Origin of the sequence: Anaerovibrio sp. (assembly GCF_051866355.1) — a bacterium.
Taxonomy (GTDB): Bacteria; Bacillota; Negativicutes; order Selenomonadales; family Selenomonadaceae; genus Anaerovibrio.
On sequence record NZ_JBJDWZ010000178.1, the window covers coordinates 1 to 13,504 of the forward strand.

Annotated in this window: 14 protein-coding genes, 2 tRNA genes and 1 other RNA gene; 3 read left to right on the top strand and 14 right to left on the bottom strand. The window is 53.5% G+C overall.

Annotated elements, in window-relative coordinates; translation table 11 throughout:
- Positions 1 to 187: 187 nt before the first annotated feature.
- From ACI3UA_RS09325 to ACI3UA_RS09360, 8 genes are all read right to left on the bottom strand, one after another.
- Positions 188 to 427, bottom strand: coding sequence for a pro-sigmaK processing inhibitor BofA family protein (locus tag ACI3UA_RS09325; protein WP_439724546.1), 240 nt, complete (start codon positions 425 to 427; stop codon positions 188 to 190).
- 74 nt (positions 428 to 501) lie between these two features.
- Complete coding sequence (recR, locus tag ACI3UA_RS09330; protein ID WP_439724547.1) at positions 502 to 1,098, bottom strand: recombination mediator RecR; 597 nt, start codon at positions 1,096 to 1,098, stop codon at positions 502 to 504.
- 3 nt (positions 1,099 to 1,101) lie between these two features.
- A complete protein-coding gene (locus ACI3UA_RS09335) occupies positions 1,102 to 1,434 on the bottom strand; it encodes a YbaB/EbfC family nucleoid-associated protein (RefSeq protein WP_439724548.1) in 333 nt (110 codons plus the stop codon).
- 110 nt (positions 1,435 to 1,544) lie between these two features.
- A complete protein-coding gene (gene dnaX, locus ACI3UA_RS09340) occupies positions 1,545 to 3,263 on the bottom strand; it encodes a DNA polymerase III subunit gamma/tau (protein WP_439724577.1) in 1,719 nt (572 codons plus the stop codon).
- 128 nt (positions 3,264 to 3,391) lie between these two features.
- Positions 3,392 to 3,491, bottom strand: an RNA gene (ffs, locus tag ACI3UA_RS09345) — signal recognition particle sRNA small type.
- 59 nt (positions 3,492 to 3,550) lie between these two features.
- Positions 3,551 to 3,641 (bottom strand) — tRNA-Ser (locus ACI3UA_RS09350).
- A 151-nt stretch (positions 3,642 to 3,792) separates the two neighbouring features.
- Entirely contained in the window at positions 3,793 to 4,665 is an 873-nt protein-coding gene (locus ACI3UA_RS09355; protein ID WP_439724549.1) for a chemotaxis protein CheX, read from the bottom strand.
- The gene (locus ACI3UA_RS09360; RefSeq protein ID WP_439724550.1) at positions 4,655 to 5,044 is read right to left on the bottom strand and encodes a response regulator; all 390 of its coding nucleotides are present in this window, start codon (positions 5,042 to 5,044) and stop codon (positions 4,655 to 4,657) included. The genes ACI3UA_RS09355 and ACI3UA_RS09360 overlap by 11 nt, the downstream gene beginning before the upstream one ends.
- Before the next feature lie 189 nt (positions 5,045 to 5,233).
- Between ACI3UA_RS09360 and ACI3UA_RS09365 the strand changes: the two genes are divergently transcribed.
- Positions 5,234 to 6,004, top strand: coding sequence for an alpha/beta hydrolase (locus tag ACI3UA_RS09365; RefSeq protein WP_439724551.1), 771 nt, complete (start codon positions 5,234 to 5,236; stop codon positions 6,002 to 6,004).
- Between the two features lie 20 nt (positions 6,005 to 6,024).
- On the top strand, positions 6,025 to 7,227 hold the full coding sequence (locus ACI3UA_RS09370; protein WP_439724552.1) for an ATP-grasp domain-containing protein: 1,203 nt from the start codon (positions 6,025 to 6,027) through the stop codon (positions 7,225 to 7,227).
- A gap of 112 nt (positions 7,228 to 7,339) precedes the next feature.
- Here the strand turns inward: ACI3UA_RS09370 and ACI3UA_RS09375 are convergent, their stop codons facing one another.
- From ACI3UA_RS09375 to ACI3UA_RS09390, 4 genes are all read right to left on the bottom strand, one after another.
- Positions 7,340 to 8,668, bottom strand: coding sequence for a glutathionylspermidine synthase family protein (locus ACI3UA_RS09375; RefSeq protein WP_439724553.1), 1,329 nt, complete (start codon positions 8,666 to 8,668; stop codon positions 7,340 to 7,342).
- A complete protein-coding gene (locus ACI3UA_RS09380) occupies positions 8,665 to 9,228 on the bottom strand; it encodes a hypothetical protein (protein ID WP_439724554.1) in 564 nt (187 codons plus the stop codon). Before ACI3UA_RS09380 ends, ACI3UA_RS09375 begins: the two co-directional genes overlap by 4 nt.
- An 84-nt stretch (positions 9,229 to 9,312) precedes the next feature.
- Positions 9,313 to 10,239, bottom strand: a complete 927-nt coding sequence (locus ACI3UA_RS09385; protein ID WP_439724555.1) for a homocysteine S-methyltransferase family protein — start codon at positions 10,237 to 10,239, stop codon at positions 9,313 to 9,315.
- Between the two features lie 56 nt (positions 10,240 to 10,295).
- Positions 10,296 to 10,604: a TIGR04076 family protein gene (locus ACI3UA_RS09390; RefSeq protein WP_439724556.1), complete on the bottom strand. Its 309-nt coding sequence runs from the start codon at positions 10,602 to 10,604 to the stop codon at positions 10,296 to 10,298.
- A 95-nt stretch (positions 10,605 to 10,699) separates the two neighbouring features.
- Between ACI3UA_RS09390 and ACI3UA_RS09395 the strand changes: the two genes are divergently transcribed.
- Positions 10,700 to 10,776 (top strand) — tRNA-Arg (locus ACI3UA_RS09395).
- A gap of 133 nt (positions 10,777 to 10,909) precedes the next feature.
- Here the strand turns inward: ACI3UA_RS09395 and ACI3UA_RS09400 are convergent.
- Positions 10,910 to 12,058: a glycerate kinase family protein gene (locus ACI3UA_RS09400; RefSeq protein ID WP_439724557.1), complete on the bottom strand. Its 1,149-nt coding sequence runs from the start codon at positions 12,056 to 12,058 to the stop codon at positions 10,910 to 10,912.
- Between the two features lie 31 nt (positions 12,059 to 12,089).
- Entirely contained in the window at positions 12,090 to 13,469 is a 1,380-nt protein-coding gene (locus tag ACI3UA_RS09405) for a GntP family permease (protein ID WP_439724558.1), read from the bottom strand.
- Positions 13,470 to 13,504: the final 35 nt, after the last annotated feature.

A 13,504-nucleotide genomic window follows, 5' to 3' on the forward strand; every position in this document is an offset into this window, starting at 1 on the left:
GGTCAGCTTTTATATAATATCTCAAACCGTTCAACTTGTCAAGAACTTTTTGAAACATTTTTTGTTATCACTTTTTCAGCGAATTGACTGGAATTTTCTATATATTCTCTACAACTCTGTATCAACAGCGACAACGATGTATATATTACACGAAAAGCAATCGCCTGTCAACACTTTTATGAAAAAATTATAGAAAATGTGCCAACAGGATTACAAGCACGCCCGGAATGCCAAAAATGCCCGCCAGCAGTGCCTTGAAAAAAGTAATCTCAATGCCCGCCCCAAAAAGATTTACAATCCAGAGCATAACAGCACCAACAACACTGTTAGTAAACAGCTTCCAAATAATCCTGAACGGCAGTGATAAAATTTTCAGGATTACAAACAGCACAATCAGTCCCACCATAAAGGAAACTATTACTTCCATACTAAAACCTCCCATTTCAATTTAACGCGGCAGGGCCTCCCCTGCCGCGACGTTCATTTCACTTTGCTCATATTTTAAAGCTCAACACGATTTTCCATCGCTCTTGACAGCGTAACCTCATCAGCGTATTCCAAATCGCCGCCCACCGGCAGGCCGTGTGCAATACGCGTTACCCTGATGCCAAGCGGTTTCAGCAGCCTGGCTATGTACATGGCAGTAGCCTCTCCCTCCACATTGGGATTGGTAGCCATGATGACCTCCTTCACGGAGCCATCCTGCATGCGGGCCAGCAGCTCCTTGATGCGGAGATTTTCCGGACCTACGCCCTCCAGCGGCGACAAGGCACCATGCAGGACATGATATACACCCCGGAAATCCCGCATGCGCTCCACGGCATCCACATCCTGCGGCTGCTCCACCACACAGATTACAGAGTGGTCGCGCCCCTCTGCCTGACATATCCGGCAGGGGTCCTCATCACTGAGATTAAAACATATCCGGCAATAGCCGATTTTTTCCTTGGCATTGACAATAGCTGCCGCCAGCTCCCTCGCTTTGGCCGGCTCCATATCCAGCACGTGATACGCCAGCCGCACCGCAGTCTTGCTGCCGATTCCGGGCAGTGCCTTGAAATGCTCTATCAGCTTTGCCAGAGGCTCTATCCGCTTCATGGCTTAAAACATTCCCGGAGGCAGGCCCATGCTGCTGGTCAGCTTGCTCATTTCACCAGCCATCTTCTCATCCACTTTTTTGGTAGCTTCATTAAAGGCCGCAGCCAGCAAATCCTGCAGCATCTCCACATCCTCCGGATCCACTGCAGACGGATCAATCACAATCCCCTTGACCTGCTTCTCGCCGTCCATGGTAATCTTTACCACACCGCCGCCTGCGGTTGCCTCGATGGTCTGCTGCTTCAGCTGCTCCTGCATTTCCTGCATCTGCTTCTGCATCTTCTGCACCTTTTTCATCATACCATTCATATTCATGCCGCCCATACCACCAAACATCAACATCTCTCCTTTCTTCTGCGCAAAAACAATCTCGTTTCATGCTAACAGATATAAACAGCTTCGTCAATTTTTATTTTTTCTTCCCGCAAAAATCACAACCGCCTGCCTCAATCATCAGGAGGTTCAATAAAATCCCCGCCAAAAACGTCCATGGCCTGCTGAAGCCTTTTCTGCTCCGGCTGGGAAAGTTCCGACATATCGACCTCCACACTGTCGCCTTCATCAAAAGGCGGCGGAATTTCCGGCAAATCAGGCTCCGGTTCCGGCTCCTGCACCCTCTGCACTGCCTCCGCCAGACGGCAGACAAGGCGCAAAGGACGCCCTGATGCCCTTCGGGCCGCTTCCTCCAGCTTCGGACGGTATACCCTCTCCACCAGACCTTTCAGCATAACCGTAGGACAGCCCAGTACAAACTGGCTATCGTTGACTGCCAGCACAGCGCATTTTTCTACGCAGGAAATAGCCGGCGCCGCGCCCATTGCCCCCAATTCCTGCAGAAGCCGTTTCTGCAGACTGCTGCCGTCCAGCGACTGTACCTCTGCCGCCACGCTTTCCGGTGCTGCGCCACCGGTCAGCCCGCCAGCCGCCTCCGGCTGTACCCTGGCAGCTGTGCCACCAGCAGCGGCCGCGGCACGGCCATCCTTCAGCATGGCCGCAAGCTGGGCCAGCCTGCTTTCCAGCTTGGCCAGCCGCTGCTCTTCCACGGTAGCTTTGGCTTCCTGCCCCGAATCCCGCCCCCTGCTGTCACTATCACTGTACTGGCACAATTCCAAAAGGGCGGATTCCACCGTAATCCTCGGCTGAGGCGACCACTTTATCTCAGCCATGGCGCCATGCACGCGCCGTATAGCATCCATGAGCTGTGCCTGGCTGAAAGCAGCCGCCTGCTTTGCCAGTTCCTCCGGACTGCCGCCGCCATAATCCATGCCGGACGCATTGCCCGAAGCCTTCAAAACCAGCATGCTGCGGAAATACATCGCCAGTTCCCCCAGCATCTGGGAAAACTCCTTGCCCCCCTGCAAAAGCTCCGCCACTTTCTGCAGGACACCGGCCGCATCCCTCTGACCTATGGCAGATACCAGCCCTGCTATCCAGTCCCGGCCTATCAGGCCCAGAAACCCCTGCGCCTGCTCAACGGTCAGCCTGCCCTGTGCCAGCGCGGCGCACTGGTCCAGAAGCCCCAGTGCATCACGCATGCCGCCATCAGCCTTCATAGCAATCAGTCGCAGCGCCTCCGCATCGTACTCAAGCCCGATATTGTCAGCTACCAGCTGCAGCCGCCCCTCGATATCCGCCGCGGTTATCCTCTTGAAGTCATACCGCTGACAGCGGGACTGAATCGTGGCAGGCACCTTATGGGCCTCCGTTGTCGCCAGAATAAATACCACATGGGCAGGCGGCTCCTCCAATGTCTTGAGCAAAGCATTGAAGGCCTCCATGGTCAGCATGTGCACCTCGTCAATAATGTAAACCTTGTACCTGCCATCTGCCGGAGCGAATTTTACTGTTTCCCGCAAATCACGGATTTCATCAATGCCGCGGTTGGAGGCAGCATCTATCTCAAACACATCCATTGAGCTGCCTGCGTTTATTTTCCGGCAGGCCTCGCATTGATTGCACGGATTCGGAGTGGGCCCCTTCTCGCAGTTCAGTGCCTTTGCCAGAATTTTTGCCGTACTGGTCTTGCCTGTACCGCGGGGGCCGGCAAAGAGATAAGCATGCCCCACCCGCCCGGTATTGATTGCGTTGGACAGGGTTCTGCTGACATGCTCCTGCCCCACCAGTTCATCAAATCCGCCGGGCCGCCACTTTCTGTAAAGCGCCATATAAGCCACAACTGCCACCTCCGTACACAAATTCAGTACAATGATTATAACATAAATTACCACGCAAAAAAAGCGGCTCCCTGCCGGGATGCCGCAATCCGCTTCCGCTCCTTCCAACGTCGGGCCGCAGCCCCCAGGCACCCTCGCGGCACAGACAGCGGCTTACTTATCGCTGCTTCCTTCCGGACCTGACGAGGTTCATAAGACTGCCTTGCGCAAGACCCGGGCGCTGAAGCCCGACCTTGAAAAGAACGCTTAGCTCTACAAGCTAAAAATGAATAAAAAAATGGCGGAGAGTGAGAGATTCGAACTCTCGGTACAGTATCACCGTACACACGCTTTCCAGGCGTGCTCCTTCAACCACTCGGACAACTCTCCACGTTTGAATAACAAGAAATCTATTCTGTTATGCTGTTCACCAGCAACGATATAAATACTACCATTTTTTTTACAGGCTGTCAATACGCTGTCAAAAAAAAATTGCTTTTTTTGCAGGACGGTGTCCCGTCGGCACCGCCCTGCAAAAAACTCACCAGCTAAGGGACTTCATCCCTTCAAAAACAAACCCGTCCATTGAGAGATACAGCACAAAGCTGCCAAACTCCGTCTCTATCCTGAGCTGAAAAACATTGTCACCGGCAGGCTCCCCGTTTTCAACGGTCCGCGGCATATCCAGATCCATATCCTGGCTCTTGCCGGACATGTTGACAATATAAAGCCCGTTCAGCACGTTGCAGAACTCCTCCAGGCAGTCAACAGTCATCTCGTCCACGCCGGTCAGTTCCTCACCGCTGAAACGGTTGGCCATGGTCAGCATCACATCCCCCGTCATACGGCATCCCACCGTAAGGCGCAGAGCGCCTCCCATGCTCTGGTATGTCAGGTACGTAGTATCAACACCATCATTGTTTCCGCCCTGAATAATCACGGCATCCGTGTTCATAAAACGCTGCAGCGCCCCCAGAAACAGCTCCACATAGTCCTTTATGTACTCGTAATCATTGCTATCAACGCTCTGTGACTGCAGCATATCGTTCACTGCCGCCTCCACAGGACGGCAGTCAGGTGCGGCGCTTTCCTCAAACAGCCTGGCCAGCTCGGACAAATCCACAACACCCTCATCCAGCAGCACCTGCCCCAGACAGGCACTCCGCTCAGGCACAGCCTTCTTCAAATCGTCCAGCTGCAGGGCCGTCAGATAATTCCTGCCCAGAGCCGTCCGGATAAACCCGTCAGCGGCCACCAGCTCCAGGGCCTGCTCCGAGTTTATCAGCCCCTTCTCCAAGGCAAGTACAGAAAGCTCCGGAGTAACATTGAGGGATTTTGCCAACATCCTGCCTGCGTTATCAGATGTAAGAACACCTTTATTCAGGAGATATTGCGAAAAATACCTATTTGCCATGATTCTCCTCAACCTTTCTGCGGATTCTTTCCACGGCCTGCTTAATCTGCTCGCTGGTATACGGCTTCTGAATAAAATCCAGCGCCCCAAGCTCCAATGTTTCCTTCAGCTTTTGCGAGGTACCTGCCGATGAGAGCATAATCACGGGAATCTCAGGGTTGATTTCCTTGATGACCTGCAGGGTTTCTATGCCCCCTACCTCCGGCATCACAATATCGAGAATAACACCATCAGGCTGTTCCTTCAAATCCTTCATAATGGCCTCTTTGCCATTTTCCGCCTCAAGCACATCACAATCAAGCTGTTCCAACTCAGCACGCAGCTTCTTGCGCAGCAATTTGGAATCGTCAGTTATAAGAATCTTTAATTTTTCAGCCAAATTTCGCACCTCCAAAAGAGCTATTATATTTAGAATTATATCACACTCCTTCACCAAAAGTCACCTATCAGCCAAGATTATTTACAATATCGACATTTTACCCATATTCATGCCATATTTGTATTTTTACGTCCTCTATGTTAAACTAGTTATAGACTTTTGTACTAGATAAAAGCAGGAGGACTGCCTATGATAAAAAAGAGAACCCTCACTTATCCCTGCTATTCAGGGCAGGAAAAACGCAGAGTGTACATATATCTTCCACGGGGATATGACACACAGCCATCCAGGCATTACCCTGTGCTTTACATGTTTGACGGGCAGAACATTTTCTTTGATGACAATGCCACCTACGGCAAAAGCTGGGGGCTGGGCAGGTATCTTAACTACACAAAGACACAGCTCATCGTGGTGGCCTTTGAGTGCAACACCCACGCCGACAACGGCCGGCTTTCGGAATACTCGCCCTTTTACTACAATCCCGGCGGCGAATGGGGAGGCCCTTATGAAGCCAGGGCGGAGGAAACCATGCAGTGGTACATCAACAACCTGAAGCCGTACATCGACAAGCGCTTCCGCACCCTGACAGGCAGGGAGCATACCTTCATCGGTGGCAGTTCCATGGGCGGATTGATGAGCCTGTACGCCGTATTGTGCCACAACGACGTTTTTTCACGGGCGGCCTCCTTTTCCCCCACCATGGATGTGGACGCAGATGCCCTGCTCCGGCTGATTGACAGCTCATCCCCGGCGCCGGATACCGTAATCTACATGGACTACGGCATGAAGGAATTTGAATACGAGCCATGGTCCCCGGATAACTTCACCCGCGTATCCAACGCCCTGATGAAGAAAAAGGTCATCCTCACCACCCGCCTTGTGCCAAACGGCGACCACAGCGAGGGGAGCTGGGAGAGGCAGCTGCCCTTTGCCATACCGACAATTATGTACAACATATAATTTTTATGAGGTGATATATAATGAAAAATGTGGTATTTCTTTCCCCGAATTTTCCAGAAAACTACTGGAATTTCTGCCGCGAGCTGAAAAACAACGGCCTGCGGGTTCTGGGCGTCGGCGACTGCCCCTACGACAATCTCCGTCAGGAGCTGAAGGACAGCCTGGATGAATATTACAAGGTTGACAGCCTTGAGAGCTACGACGAGGTATACAAGGCCGTTGCCTTCTTCATCAGCAAGTACGGCCGCATTGACTGGCTGGAATCCAACAACGAATACTGGCTGGAGCGGGATGCCCACCTGCGCACCGATTTCAACATCAACAGCGGCTTCCATGACGAGGATATTCCCCGCATCAAGTACAAGTCCAAGATGAAGGAATACTATGCCAAGGCCGGCATCCCGGCCGCCCGCTACCATCTGGTGCAGGAATGGGACGACACCAAGGCCTTCACAGACCTGGTGGGCTACCCTGTAGTAGTCAAGCCTGACAACGGCGTAGGCGCCAGCAACACCTTCAAAATCAATAACGACGTGGAGCTGGGCCGTTTCTTCCAGCTGCGCTATGAGAACCATGATACCACCCAGTACATCATGGAGGAGTTTGTCCGCGCCGAGGTCAACAGCTATGACGCTATCATCAATTCCCAGGGAGAGCCTATCTTCGAGACAGGCAACGTAACCCCTATGAGCATCATGGATATCGTAAATCAGGGCGACAACAGCGTATTCTACATCCTGAAGGAACTGCCGGAGGAAACCCGCCGCGCCGGACGCGCCGCCATCAAGGCCTTCGGCGTAAAGAGCCGCTTCGTGCATTTTGAGTTCTTCCGCCTGACGGACGATATGGAAGGGCTGGGCAAAAAGGGCGACATCATCGGCCTGGAGGTAAACATGCGCCCGTGCGGCGGCTTTACCCCTGACATGATTAACTTTGCCCACAGCACCAACGTGTACAAAATCTGGGCTGACATGATTGCCTACGACAGCACCCTGAAATCCACCGGCCCTGACTACTACTGCATCTTCTCCGGACGCCGCAACGGCAAGAATTTCAAGCTGTCCCATGATGACCTGCTGGCAAAATACGGCGGCGCCATCAGGATGCACTGCCCTATCCCGGATGCGCTGGCAGAAGCAATGGCAAACTACATGTACCTTGCCACCTTCTCCACCAAGGATGAGCTGGATCAGTTCTTCAGTGATTCCGTAGCCACCTGGTAACTCAACAGGCAGAAAAATTAAATAAAAGCTTCATAGAATGCAAAAATACTGTCCGCACACGGCGGCCCTCCCCACGGGAGCCTTGCCGCACGATGCGAACAGTATTTTTGCATTATTTTAAATATATCGGCGCCCAGTAGGCCTCCGTTCCTGCAATTTCCTCCGGCGAAAAACGGCTGTAGATAGCCGACGCCTTTTCGCCCAGCATAAAACAGCTCAGGGTAAGATAGCCGCTCAAAATGCCTTCATCAGTACGCAGGCTGTACGAAGGCTGTTCCACAAATTTCTGCACCAGCACCTTGTCACTGTCCCGCTGCACCACCTCGTCGGCATTCGGCACGTACTTCTCGCTGACCAGCCTGCCAGCCTCGTCCACTACATGAATGCCGTTGCCCTCCCTGCCCCAGATAGGCTTTTTTATCCATTTTTCCGTCGGCAGGGTGCCCGCCTTCTGCTGGACTGCAAAATCCCGCTCAAAATACGAAGGCAGCATGTACTCGCGAATAACCTGCAGCTCCTCCCGCGTAAATATCATGCCCGCCTTGTCGCTATGGGCAAGGCTCCATACCAGAGCCTGAAAGCCCTTGCTCTGCATGATGATAGCCTCCGGCGGGTTGAACAGATGGAACCTGCCGGCCTTATAGCCCTGCATGAACATGGTTCCCAGAGAAGTCCCGTCCTCCGCAGTTTCCTCAATCAAGAGCTCCATCGGGTGCAGTCTGTAGAGAACAGCCGCCGTCCGCCCGTCCGGCAGCTGCACACTGCCATCAGGATTGACCCCCAGCTCATAGAAGGACGCAAAAACCACCATGTTATCAGGGTACAAAGAGCCAATAGCCTCCTTCAGCGCCCGCATCAAAAACAGGGTTGTCCCCCTGTCCTCCACATAGTCCTCAAAGCAGGAGAACACAAAGGGATGCTCCGTGCTGATCCTGCCCCGCTGCAAATCCACCTCGATGCTGTATGTCCTGTCAAAAATATATTTCAGCCAGTCCTTCAGCTCCTCATAGCTGTCGCGGTTCGGATTCCTGCGGCGGTGGTAGCGGCACGCCATCCTGTTGCCATAAAAGGCCTCAATCACGGCGCAGGGCGTATCGGCATTGATTTCCACCATATACAGCCTGCGGCGGCTGTCAAAGACGAAATCAAAGCGGCTCAGCCACGTAGGCAGTCCCAGCATATTCTGCTGATGCAGGAAGGGACGCATCCCGGCAGGAATCTCCATGTCCTCCATGAACTCATCACTGCAATTCTGAAACACCTCTGTCACCTTGCAGAAAATCCTGAACAGCTTCTCGCTGGCTTCCCTCAGCTCGGCAATCTGTGCCTCGGACATCCCGGTTATCTCAACTGTCGGATAGCGGTTGTCAAAGCCCGGATATTCCACAAAGGGGAAAATCTCCCTGTCCAGGGTATCAATCCAGTCATTACGCTCAATCATGATGTCGCGCTCCTTGCCCCGGCAGAGCCAAAGCCCGTCTTGGCACCGGATTTTACGCTGGTGCCGTTATTCTGCGCCTTGGCATCGGCATTGTTGCCGGTAATGGCACGGGAAGCCACCCTGCCGGCTGCGCCGTAAGGACGATACTTGTCATCCCTTTCCTCCTTGGTCAGTGGATGCAGGTTCCCCCTTGCCACATAGCGCCCGCCGGCCTTGTCATAATATCCCGGCTGGCTCGGCTGCAGGCCGTGGAACAGGAAGTAGCCCATCGCCATACCGGAAAGCAGTCCCGCCGTCCCCGATACAAAATTCAGGTTATTGTTTTCATCCCGCCTGAAGGTGACCTCCCTGCCATCATCATATACCGCTGTTTCCGTTCCATCCTCGTTACGGTGCAGGGTATACGGATTGCCCGCATCATCCACCATCTGCTCATCCTCATACTCATAATCAAGGCTGGCACAATCCTCTTCACCGAGGCAGCCAGCCGTCACAACAGCCACAGAGGCCGCTGTAAATGCGGCCAGAATCCTGGCCGTCTTACCTGATACATTAAACATTGCAATACCTCATTAATGTAATATAAAAAGACATTTACAATATATCTTTTTAACGGCTTCAGGTCAATGTGACATTTTTCCCAGTTAAAGCGCTGAAATATCTTCCCCTGCACCATCCGCTGTCAGCCTGCCCGCAATCGCCTCCATGTGGCGTCCATCCGTACCGCAGCAGCCTCCAAAAATTCTGCAGTCACACAGCTTTCTCAGCTTCAGCATGTCCTCCGCCAGAGCTTCCGCACCGGAATATGGTAGTTTTAACCCATGCTCCAGCACATCATACTCCGCGGCTGCCGCATTGGCCTGTATGCCGCAGAACCTTTGCCGCACTACATCAAAGCGGTTAAAGGGCTGGCTCAACGCCTCGTAGACAAACCGGGGATGGACGCAATTAGCCATGTAGCACAGCGGCCTTTCCGCCACCAGATTATCAATATAGTCAATGGCCTCCGTCAAAAGGCTGCCATCTATCAGCCTGCCATCCCGGCGCAGGGTAAAGCTGATGATGTAAGGCAGCCCTGTTTTGGCCATAGCCAGTGCCATGCCTGCCGCCTCTGACAAATTTGGCTGCAGGGCCGCATACAGAAAATCTGCCCCTGCCGCCGCAAAAAGCTCCGCTTCAAAGGCGTGAAACCGCTCTGCCTGCCCCTCATCCTCTATCGCACCCTCGCCGGTATAGGCATCACCGCGGCAGCCCAGCATGCCGCCGATATACATCTCCTGCAAGCCCTCGGCCAGAAGCTGTTCCTGCACCTCACGAAGAAGCGCCACATTTTTTTCTGCCAGCGATGCGTCATGGCCGCTGCCCGACAGCCTGTCTGCATTCAGCCTGCGGGTGGGGGTGGTAGCAATAAAAGGCAGCCTGTGCCTGATGGCAATGTGCCCATACTCCTGCCACAATTCCTTTAGCGCCGACCGTCCCTGCCGCGCCTCAACAAGCGCCGCCATCACCAGCCGTTCATGAAACCTTATGCCGTATTCAGTTTTCAGACGCTCCCCCAGCGCCCCTTCCATTAAAATTCCCCTATTGTTTCTGAAGCACTCTGCCAAGCCTGCCCCGGATACCATCGTTAAATCTCCTCCATAACCTCAATGTAAAAGCTGACCGGACGAAACCCGTCATTGCAGGAAATCATGGCCGATTGGGGATTTTTCATCCAGCCTTCGTATATATCCTGCCCGCCGTGGGCCAATGTCATCACGAAGGGCGAAATCGTCTCCCATGCACTATCGCAGAAGCCCTCCGGCCTGCGCCACCCATCAGCGATAAACACCTGCCCTTCCTGCATATCGCAGGCATGCTCTATGGGATTTTCATATTTTGCCATCAAATCCTGATAACATGCAATCCGCATGACCGTAATTTTTATCTTCCTCATAACGCACCACACTTCTCAATTTTTTATTTTAGTATAACATATTTGCAAATTCCATATTGCCTAAAATCAAAAAGTTTGCTATAATACATTCTGTTGCGGTTGTAGCTCAGCTGGATAGAGCATCTGCCTCCTAAGCAGGGGGTCGCGCGTTCGAATCGCGCCAATCGCACCAGATGAAAATAACCTCGAAGACTGTGGGGACACAGACTTCGAGGTTTTTTGCTTTTTCCAATGCGTTATTTTCGGGGCTCAAAGCCTCCCCGGCATGTGCGGCGCACTACATCCTGTACGTCATATACTGCATGTCATGCATCATGCCGGTGCAGCAGGTTCATCACCTGCTGAACGGTAAGTGCCAGATTTTCCCTTGTCACCGTCAGCTCCATTGCCTGCTCCACCGTCATAGGCGCGTGCAAAATAGGAAAATACGCGTCTATGCCGTGCCCGTTCACCTCATGAGCATCACTGGCCGCACAGCCGCAGAGCGCCACCGTACAGCAGTCCGGCTTGCATTTCTTTGCCAGCTGTGCCACACCTGCCGGAGCCTTGCCCATGGCAGTCTGCCTGTCCATGCGCCCCTCTCCGGTAATAAGCACGTCAGCATCCCGCAAGGCATCCTCAATGCCGATAGACTGCAATATCAGGCTCACGCCCGGCGTAAGCTCGCCGCCTAAAAAAACATGAAAGGCAAATCCGAGGCCCCCGGCCGCACCGGCGCCCGGCATATCCTTGCCACGGCGCGCCATCACCTTCTCAGCAATATCTGCAAACCTGCTGATATCAAAATCCATGCGGCTGACTATCTCCGGCGTAGCTCCCTTCTGCGGCCCATACACATGTGAACAGCCATTGATGCCGCACAGGGGATTATTTACATCACAGGCAATATGGAATTCACATTCCGCCAGCAGTCCGTGAACCCCTGACACGTCAATCGAAGCAATTTCTGCCAGATCGCGCCCGTAACAGCCTGCCTCCGAACCATTCTGGCGCAGAAACCGCCAGCCCAGGGCTGTCAGCATGCCAAGCCCGCAGTCATTGGTGGCGCTGCCGCCAATCCCCACGATAAACTTTCTGCAGCCCTGCTCCATAGCCGCAATAATCAGCTGTCCCAGTCCATAGGTGGTAGTGTGCAGGGGATTCCGCCTTTCCTCCGGTACCATAGTCAGCCCCGACGCATCCGCCATCTCAATGACAGCCGTCCCGGTTGCCGGCAGATAGCCATAGCGGCTCAGCACCGTTTCGCCCAGAGGCCCCATAACCTCGACGGGCACAATCTGCCCGCCCAGTCCCTGCGTCATAGCATCAACAGTTCCCTCGCCGCCATCGGCCAGCGGAAAAACCTGTACCTCATCCCGGGGAAATCTGTCCAGCACAGCCCGCTTCAGGACACTGCCCGCTTCCATAGAAGAAATACTCCCCTTAAAGGAATCCACGGATATTACAATTTTCATGCGCACTCCCCCTCATAAGCACCTTCTCAAATCACAGCAGCACCAGCGAAGCCAGGAAAATAGCCAGCATGGATACCACTCCCACAACCAGGGTCATCACGGTCTGCGTCCTGTAGCCGTCCTGCGGGTCCATACCAGTAAAATTGGTAACAACCCAGAAATAGCTGTCGTTGGCATGGGAAACGGTCATTGCCCCCGCGCCTATGGCCATAACAGTCATCAGGGCAGCCATTTCGCTGTTCAGCCCCAGCGCCGTCATCATGGATGCAGAATCGGAGAACATGCCCATAATACCAGCCGTAGTTGTAATCGCCACCGTCGAAGACCCCTGTGCTGTCTTTAGTATAGCAGAAATCAGGAACGGGAAAAAGATGCCGACGCTGGCTAAAAATGTTGCATTTGCCTTCATGAAATCAACAAAGCCGGCCGCAGTAATTACCTTGCCCAGCACACCGCCTGCCGCCGTTATAAACAGGATAGGGCCTACGGTTTTCAATGTGTCGTTGGTAATAGCCGAAAACTCTTCCATCCTGCCCGTATCTGCCAGCAGGCAGACAGCAAAGAGCAGACCCACTGTCAGGGCGATAATCGGCGTCCCCAAAAATTTCAGCCCGGTGGCTACGGCTCCCTCCATGCCGGCCATTGTGACAATGGAGCCCGCTGCCATAAGGATAATCGGCATGACAATCGGCGCAAAAGAAGCAAAAGCACCCGGCAGTCTGCCATAGCCTGCAATCAGCTCCTCATAGCTCCTTTCATCGGCTGTCCCGCCTGCCACCTGGACAGGTATATTCCTGCGGCTGATATACACAGAAAAGGCATAGGCGGCCAGCAGGGCAGGCACGGAGGCCACTACGCCCACCAGAATAACCGCGGCCAGGTTATCACCCAGCCCCAGGGAACCGGCCGCCGCAATCGGCCCCGGCGTAGGCGGAATAAACACATGCGCCACATACAGTCCTCCCGAAAGGGCAACCGCCATTCCCACAGGGCTGGTTCCCTTCAGCTTTTCGCACAGTGCCTTGCGGATAGGGTTCAGGATAACAAAACCACTGTCACAGAATACAGGAATCGAAACAATCCACCCCATCAGCATCAGGGCCAGCTGCGGGTGCTTCTCGCCCACACAGCGGATAACCACATCCGCCAGCCGGATGGCTGCGCCTGTCTTTTCCAGGATGAGGCCAATCAAAGCACCTAAGATGATAACGATACCGATGCTGGAAAAAATTCCCGAAAACCCGGAGCCAATAATCCCCGGAATCTTAGCCAGCGGCAGGCCGACAACTATGGCCAGCAGCAGCGACGTGCCCATCAGCGACAAAAACGGATGCACATGAAATTTGGAAATCGCCGCTATCATCACCACTATAGCCAGACAAAAAACAACAAGAAGCGGAATACCGGTCATCAGAAATACCCCCTTTAACAACCTTTGAAAATTAT

Bases quoted from the DNA above. Each gene is read 5' to 3' on its own strand.
- ACI3UA_RS09325 (WP_439724546.1), bottom strand. From the start codon at position 427: ATGGAAGTAATAGTTTCCTTTATGGTGGGACTGATTGTGCTGTTTGTA.
- recR (WP_439724547.1), bottom strand. From the start codon at position 1,098: ATGAAGCGGATAGAGCCTCTGGCAAAGCTGATAGAGCATTTCAAGGCA.
- ACI3UA_RS09335 (WP_439724548.1), bottom strand. From the start codon at position 1,434: ATGTTTGGTGGTATGGGCGGCATGAATATGAATGGTATGATGAAAAAG.
- dnaX (WP_439724577.1), bottom strand. From the start codon at position 3,263: ATGGCGCTTTACAGAAAGTGGCGGCCCGGCGGATTTGATGAACTGGTG.
- ACI3UA_RS09355 (WP_439724549.1), bottom strand. From the start codon at position 4,665: ATGGCAAATAGGTATTTTTCGCAATATCTCCTGAATAAAGGTGTTCTT.
- ACI3UA_RS09365 (WP_439724551.1), top strand. From the start codon at position 5,234: ATGATAAAAAAGAGAACCCTCACTTATCCCTGCTATTCAGGGCAGGAA.
- ACI3UA_RS09370 (WP_439724552.1), top strand. From the start codon at position 6,025: ATGAAAAATGTGGTATTTCTTTCCCCGAATTTTCCAGAAAACTACTGG.
- ACI3UA_RS09375 (WP_439724553.1), bottom strand. From the start codon at position 8,668: ATGATTGAGCGTAATGACTGGATTGATACCCTGGACAGGGAGATTTTC.
- ACI3UA_RS09380 (WP_439724554.1), bottom strand. From the start codon at position 9,228: ATGTTTAATGTATCAGGTAAGACGGCCAGGATTCTGGCCGCATTTACA.
- ACI3UA_RS09385 (WP_439724555.1), bottom strand. From the start codon at position 10,239: ATGGAAGGGGCGCTGGGGGAGCGTCTGAAAACTGAATACGGCATAAGG.
- ACI3UA_RS09390 (WP_439724556.1), bottom strand. From the start codon at position 10,604: ATGAGGAAGATAAAAATTACGGTCATGCGGATTGCATGTTATCAGGAT.
- ACI3UA_RS09400 (WP_439724557.1), bottom strand. From the start codon at position 12,058: ATGAAAATTGTAATATCCGTGGATTCCTTTAAGGGGAGTATTTCTTCT.
- ACI3UA_RS09405 (WP_439724558.1), bottom strand. From the start codon at position 13,469: ATGACCGGTATTCCGCTTCTTGTTGTTTTTTGTCTGGCTATAGTGGTG.